This window comes from Streptomyces sp. NPDC051940 (genome assembly GCF_040680895.1).
Lineage (GTDB): Bacteria > Actinomycetota > Actinomycetes > Streptomycetales > Streptomycetaceae > Streptomyces.
This window is the reverse complement of record NZ_JBFAXR010000230.1, coordinates 1-6424: the sequence shown is the minus strand read 5'-3', so window position 1 is coordinate 6424 and position 6424 is coordinate 1. Positions and strand designations below refer to the sequence as shown.

Here is a 6424-nt window from a genome sequence, read left to right as displayed (position 1 = left end):
ACGGCCGCGGTGATCAGCAGGGCGCCGGTGAGCTCGAAGGCGAAGACGTACTTGGTGAAGATCAGCTGGGCCAGGCCCTGGACGTTGCCGCCGGCCGCACGGGGCGCCGTGTCCCGGACTTGCGGAGGGCGCCGGGGCGCCCCGCACCAGCCGCCCAGGGCCGACGGGGCACGCACACCCAGCGCAACCCCACCCGCCCCAAGTCACCGCCCCCCAAGAACGCCGCGCGCGCCGCGCGTTCAGCCCCCCGAAGCGCCCTGCATCCGACGCACCAACCGGCGGCGCCGGATCAGCACCAGCGGGACCGCCCCCGCGAGCCCCAGGACGCCCGGGGCCGCGCCCAGGGCGGACGACGCGGACTGGTTGTTGATGCCCGGCTGGTCGTACGTGTCCGGGATCGGGAGCGTGCCCCAGCGGCTGATCGGCCAGGCGCGGACGATGGCGCGGCCCACGACCTCGTCGTTGTCGACGAAGCCGCCGCCCGGCTGGTCCATGTGGTACCGGGAGTCCAGCGAGTCGTTGCGGTGGTCGCCCATCACCCAGATCTTGCCCTCGGGCACCTTGAGCGGGCCGAAGTTGCGGTCCGCGCACGGCGTCGTGCCGGGGAAGGTCACGTAGCTGGACTCGTCCAGGGCGACGCCGTTGACCTTGACCGGGCCGTTGCCGTGGCACTCGACCGTGTCGCCGCCGACCGCGATGACGCGCTTGACCAGATCCTGGCCCTCGGCGTACAGGCCGATGAAGCCGAGGACCTTCTGGATCGCGTTGGGGTCGGGGGCCTCGCTGTCGGGCAGCCAGTTGCCCGGGTCGTGGAAGACGACGACCTCGCCGCGCTCCGGCTCCGAGCCGAACCACGGCGTCAGCTTGTCGACCAGGATGCGGTCGCCGCGCTGCAGCGTGTTCTGCATCGAGTCGGACGGGATGGAGAACGCCTGCAGCAGGAAGGTCTTGATCAGCAGGGCGAGCACCAGGGCGACGCCGATGAGGATCGGCAGCTCCTTCCAGAAGGACCGGTGCTGCCGTTGCGGGGGCGTCTCCTCGTCGTCCTCGTCCACGCCGGCCGCCTCGCCGTCCGTCACCCCGGCGGGTTCCGTCACCGGTTCCTCCGAACCCGAACGGTCATCGAACTCGTCCTGACCGGAGCGCGCGCCGACTGCCACGTCCCCCACATCCACTCCTCAACTGTCGCCGCCTGTACCTGAGCCGGTGCAGGCCCACCACTCCCATAACGAGCGGGAGTTCCGCAGGAGTCGGGAGAGGACCGATTGATTGCGGGCTGTCGCCGAATACTTGCGGACTGTTTACGTCTGAACTTTGCGTGGTGCTCGAGGACACAGTATGAGACCCCGAGCCCGGATCGGGCACCGACGCGTAGGTATCCGGATCTTCAAGCCTGCGCCAGTGGCCGAGCGGCCAGGCGATCGCCACGGCCTTGCCGACCACCAGATCCTCGGGCACGGTCCCCTGGTACGGACCGTCCCCGTGCTCGCGCGAGTCGGCCGAGTTGGACCGGTGATCGCCCATCACGAAGATCCGGCCCTCGGGCACGGTGACGTCGAACGCGCCGGCCGACGGCTCGTCGCCCGGGTAGAGGTACGGCTCGGTGATCGGAGTGCCGTTGACCGTGACCCGTCCCTCCTTGTCGCAGCACTTCACCCGGTCCCCGCCGATGCCCACGACCCGTTTGATCAGGTCCTGGTCGCGGTCGGAGGGCAGCAGCCCGATCCAGCTCAGCCCCTCCTTCACCTGCTTGATCACGGGCGGGTCGGTGTTCTTCTCGAAGCCGGCCTCGCCGTGCAGCCACCCGCCGGGATCCTTGAACACCACCACGTCCCCCCGCTCCGGCTTCGCGCCGAACCAGGGCGAGAACTTGTTGACGACGACCCGGTCGCCGATCTTGATGGTCTGCTCCATCGATCCGGACGGGATGACGAACGCCTGCACCATGAAGGTCTTGATCAGCAGGGCGATGAGCAGCGCCACCCCGACGATGATCGGGATCTCCTTGATCGCCGAACGGCGCCGCCGCCGTTTGATCTTCCTGTCCCGCTGCCGCCGCTCCACGCGCCCGCCGGGCCGCACCTCGACCCGGGCACGACTACCCATAGGACGGCCGCCCGATCGACGCCCAGCGTCCCGCCGGCCAGCCGATCCAGTCGGCCCGCCCGATCACCTTGTCCACCGGTACGGTCCCGCCGCCCGGTGCGCCGAGGTGGTCGCGCGAATCCCGGGAGTCACTCCGGTGGTCACCCATGACCCAGAGCCTCCCCTCCGGCACCACGATGTCAAACGGTACGCGGGACGGCGTATCACCCGGGTAAAGGTATCCGGACTCGTCGATCGCGACACCGTTCACCATCAGCCGGCCCCGGGCGTCACAGCAGGTGACCCGGTCGCCGCCGACGCCGATGACGCGCTTGACGAAGTCCGTCTCCACGGGCTCCGCCAGACCCACCGAGGCGCCGGCCTTGCGCAGCAGCCGCGTGACGGGGTTGCTCGCCCCCGTCTCGTCGCTGAAGGATCCGCTGCCGTCGAAGACCACGACGTCGCCGCGCCGCGGCTCCCCGCCGAAGCGGTACGCCAGCTTGTTGACCAGGATCCGGTCCCCGGGCCGCAGCGTTCCCTTCATCGAACCGCTGGGGATCAGGAAGGGCTGCACGACGAACGTGCTGACCAGCAGCATCGTCACCAGGCAGACGGCGGTCAGCGCCCCCACGGGCCGCAGCATCCGGCCCGTACGCACGAGGCGCGGGGACGCGGCCAGCCGTGCGAGGGCCGGAAAACGCGAAGAGCGCGACGGCCCCTCCCGCCCGTCGTCCCCCGCCGGAGCGGAGGAGTCGGACGAGGAGGCGCCGTCGCGCTCCGAAAGCTGTGCGTGCGTGTCCATCGAGGTACGAGACTAAACCGTCCGGATTGCCCCGTGGACGACGCGGCTCAGTTCTCGCGCTTCTCCTTGATCTTCGCGGCCTTGCCGCGCAGGTCACGCAGGTAGTACAGCTTGGCGCGCCGGACGTCACCGCGGGTCACGAGCTCGATCTTCTCGACGACCGGGGTGTGCACCGGGAAGGTGCGCTCGACGCCCACCGAGAAGCTGACCTTGCGGACGGTGAAGCTCTCACGCACGCCGGAGCCCTGACGGCGGATGACGACGCCCTTGAACTGCTGCACACGGGAGCGGTTGCCCTCGATGACGCGGACGTGGACGTTCACGGTGTCACCGGGACGGAACGCCGGGATGTCGGTGCGCAGGGAGGCTGCGTCGACGCTGTCGAGAAGGTGCGACATGATGTCTGCTTTCTTCGCCGATGCCACAGGTCATCAGCGGCACAGTCGTCCGGGCCGCAGATCACTGGGGCGGCACGGATGAGGATGGATCTGACGTGGTTGCCCGCGTCGTACGCACGTCGTCTCCCCCTGTGGCAGGGGCGCGCGTCGGACGGCAGACAGCCGGACTATTCTTCCACGACCTCGGGCGATCGCCCAAATCGGCCGTCGGGTCCCGGGGCCCAGCCCAGGATGCTGAGGATCTCGCGGTCCTTCTTGTCGTACGCGGCCGGGTCGGCGGTCTCGATCAGGTCCGGCCGGTTGGCCGTCGTACGGCGGAACGCCTCGTCCCGCCGCCAGCGGGCGATCTTCCCGTGGTGGCCGCTGAGCAGCACCTCGGGGATGCCGCGGCCGCGCCACTCGGGGGGCTTGGTGTAGACGGGGCCCTCCAGCAGGTTCGCCATGGGGCCGGGGGCGAAGGAGTCGTCCTGGTGCGAGGCGGCGTTGCCCAGGACGCCGGGCAGCAGCCGGGCGATCGCCTCGACCATCACCAGCACCGGGGCCTCGCCGCCGGCCAGCACGTAGTCGCCGATGGAGACCTCGCGTACGTCGTACCGGGAGGCGTACTCGTCGATCACGCGCCGGTCGATGCCCTCGTAGCGGGCGGGCGTGAAGACCAGCCAGGGCTTGGCGGAGAGTTCCACGGCCAGCTCCTGGGTGAAGGGCCGGCCGCTCGGCGTGGGTACGACGATCACGGGCTCGGCGTCCGGGTCGGACCCGGTGATCTCGTCCAGCGCCTCGCCCCAGGGGTCCGGCTTCATGACCATGCCGGGGCCGCCGCCGTACGGGGTGTCGTCGACGGTGTTGTGCTTGTCGTGGGTCCAGCCGCGCAGATCGTGGATCCGTACGTCGAGCTGCCCGCGGGCGGCGGCCTTGCCGACGAGGGAGACGTTCAGGGGGGCCAGGTACTCGGGGAAGATCGTGACGACGTCGAGCCTCACTCCGCGTCGCCCTTCCCATCGGCCTCCGCGTCGCCGTCCACGGTGTCCACCACGGCGTCCTCGTCCGACAGCAGGCCGGGCGGCGGGTCGATCACGGCCCGCTGCTCGTGCAGATCGATCTCCGGCACGATCTCGGTCACGAACGGGATCATGACCTCGCGGCCCTCGGGGGTCTTCACGATCAGCAGATCGTGCCCGGGCAGATGCGCGATCTCCGCGATCCGGCCGACCTCGGCGCCGTCCTTCGTCACCACGTCGATGTCGATCAGCTGGTGGTCGTAGAACTCCTCCGGGTCCTCCGGCACCTCCTCCGGGTCGACCTCGGCGATCAGCAGCGTGTTGCGCAGCGCCTCGGCGCCCGTGCGGTCCTTCACGCCCTCGAAGCGCAGCAGCAGCCGGCCGCTGTGCACCCGGCCGGACTCGATGGTCAGCGGGCCCGTGGCGGCCGGATCGGTGAGCAGTACGGCGCCGGGGCCGAGCCGCAGCTCCGGCTCGTCGGTCCGCACCTCGACGGTGACCTCGCCCTTGATGCCGTGGGCGCGGCCGATACGCGCGACTACCAGCTGCACGGTTCTTCCTCGTGGTTCATGGGGTTACGACGACGGGCCGGGGCGGCTCGGTCGTACGTGGCCGTACGTCCCAGCTTCCCCGGCCCGGGCCGGTGCTGCTACCGCTCACGCGGTCGCGGCGGATTGCGTTGCGGGCGCTCACGCGCTCGCGCGTTGGTGCGTTTGGTGCGTTTGGTGCGTCAGCGGATCTGGTCCACGTCGACCAGGTCGACGCGGATGCCCCGCCCGCCGAGCGCTCCCACGACCGTGCGCAGGGCGCGCGCGGTGCGGCCGTTACGGCCGATCACCTTGCCGAGGTCGTCGGGGTGCACCCGGACCTCCAGCACACTGCCGCGGCGCAGATTGCGCCGGGCGACCTGCACCTCGTCGGGGTTGTCGACGATGCCCTTCACCAGGTGCTCGAGGGCCTCCTCGAGCATCCTCAGGCCTCGGTCGACTCGGTGGAGGCGTCGGCCTCGGCGGCCTCGGCCTTCTTCTCGGTCTTCTTGGCCTTGGCGGTCACGGCCTCACCCTTGGGCTCGTCACCGGCCTCCTTGGCGGCGGCCTCGAAGAGGGCGCGCTTGTCGGCCTTCGGCTCGGCGACGAGCATCGGGGCCGGGGCGGGCAGGCCCTTGAACTTCTGCCAGTCACCGGTGACCTTGAGGATGGCCAGAACCGGCTCGGTCGGCTGCGCGCCGACACCCAGCCAGTACTGGGCGCGCTCCGAGTCGACCTCGATGCGGGAGGGGTTCTGCACCGGGTGGTACAGACCGATCTCCTCGATGGCCCGGCCGTCACGGCGGGTACGGGAGTCGGCGACGACGATGCGGTAGTGAGGCGAACGGATCTTGCCCAGACGCTTCAGCTTGATCTTGACTGCCACGGGAGTGGTGTCTCCTGAACTTGACGTGGTTGGACACGGTGAGGTGCCACGTGGGGTTGCGGTACCCGAGGTGTCCGATGGACGCGCCAGCCGGAGGAGAGAGGGGTCCTGTGCGGCTGTCGAGTACAGCTGACCATTGTGCCACAGCCTGCGCGGGGCGGTGACCTGTCCCTGGTCGCGTTTGCGTCGGCTGACGCGGTTCGGCGCTTCGCGCCTCAGTCCTCAGACGCCGGACGGGCTGAGCGTCGCCTTGCGTCGGCTGACGCGTATCCGGGCTCCGCCCGGATGTCCTCAGACGCCGGACGGGCTTGGTGTGCGGTTGCGTCGGCTGACGCGCTTCGGGCTTCGCCCGAAGTCCTCAAACGCCGGACGGGCTCGGGTTTGCCCTGGGGCGGGCTTGGGTGGGGCCCCTGCCGTACTGCTTCGCTTGACGTACGACAGGGGCCCCACCCAAGCCCTCACGGCACGCGGCGGCGAACGGTCCGCACGTCACCCTGGCGTTCCCCCGGGTACACAGCGCCTGAACCGGCGTGTCGCCCGCCCGGCCAGACCTCGCCCGTCCCCGGGACAAGCCGGACCCCGGCCCGCCCGGCCGGACCAGCCCCCGGGGCGCACCTCCAGGCGCCGACGTCAGGCAAGACACCCCTTAACGGGTGGCGTGTGGGCGGGGGCAATCCCCGCGCCGAAGGCGCGGGGCGGCGCCGGCCGCGGGGCGCGTACCGGCACCC

General features: G+C 70.6%; 8 protein-coding genes and 1 pseudogene. All 9 read right to left on the bottom strand.

Going from position 1 to position 6424, the window contains the following annotated elements; all coding sequences use genetic code 11:
- Positions 1-95 (bottom strand): annotated as a pseudogene (locus AB0M28_RS39455) (NADH-quinone oxidoreductase subunit J); the annotation flags it as partial.
- Positions 96-239: 144 nt separating this feature from the next.
- The gene (lepB, locus tag AB0M28_RS39450; RefSeq protein ID WP_365415501.1) at positions 240-1160 is read right to left on the bottom strand and encodes a signal peptidase I; all 921 of its coding nucleotides are present in this window, start codon (positions 1158-1160) and stop codon (positions 240-242) included.
- The gene (gene lepB, locus AB0M28_RS39445; RefSeq protein WP_365415499.1) at positions 1120-2064 is read right to left on the bottom strand and encodes a signal peptidase I; all 945 of its coding nucleotides are present in this window, start codon (positions 2062-2064) and stop codon (positions 1120-1122) included. Before lepB (AB0M28_RS39445) ends, lepB (AB0M28_RS39450) begins: the two co-directional genes overlap by 41 nt.
- Positions 2065-2098: 34 nt before the next feature.
- Positions 2099-2887: a signal peptidase I gene (lepB, locus tag AB0M28_RS39440; protein ID WP_365415497.1), complete on the bottom strand. Its 789-nt coding sequence runs from the start codon at positions 2885-2887 to the stop codon at positions 2099-2101.
- Between the two features lie 47 nt (positions 2888-2934).
- Positions 2935-3285, bottom strand: coding sequence for a 50S ribosomal protein L19 (gene rplS / locus AB0M28_RS39435; RefSeq protein ID WP_365415496.1), 351 nt, complete (start codon positions 3283-3285; stop codon positions 2935-2937).
- A gap of 167 nt (positions 3286-3452) precedes the next feature.
- Entirely contained in the window at positions 3453-4265 is an 813-nt protein-coding gene (gene trmD / locus AB0M28_RS39430) for a tRNA (guanosine(37)-N1)-methyltransferase TrmD (protein WP_365415494.1), read from the bottom strand.
- Positions 4262-4834 (bottom strand): ribosome maturation factor RimM, encoded by a 573-nt coding sequence (rimM, locus tag AB0M28_RS39425; RefSeq protein ID WP_365415492.1) that lies wholly within the window; start codon positions 4832-4834, stop codon positions 4262-4264. The genes trmD and rimM overlap by 4 nt, the downstream gene beginning before the upstream one ends.
- Positions 4835-5013: 179 nt before the next feature.
- Positions 5014-5253, bottom strand: coding sequence for an RNA-binding protein (locus AB0M28_RS39420; protein ID WP_365415490.1), 240 nt, complete (start codon positions 5251-5253; stop codon positions 5014-5016).
- A 2-nt stretch (positions 5254-5255) separates the two neighbouring features.
- Positions 5256-5696: a 30S ribosomal protein S16 gene (rpsP, locus tag AB0M28_RS39415; protein WP_365415488.1), complete on the bottom strand. Its 441-nt coding sequence runs from the start codon at positions 5694-5696 to the stop codon at positions 5256-5258.
- Positions 5697-6424: the final 728 nt, after the last annotated feature.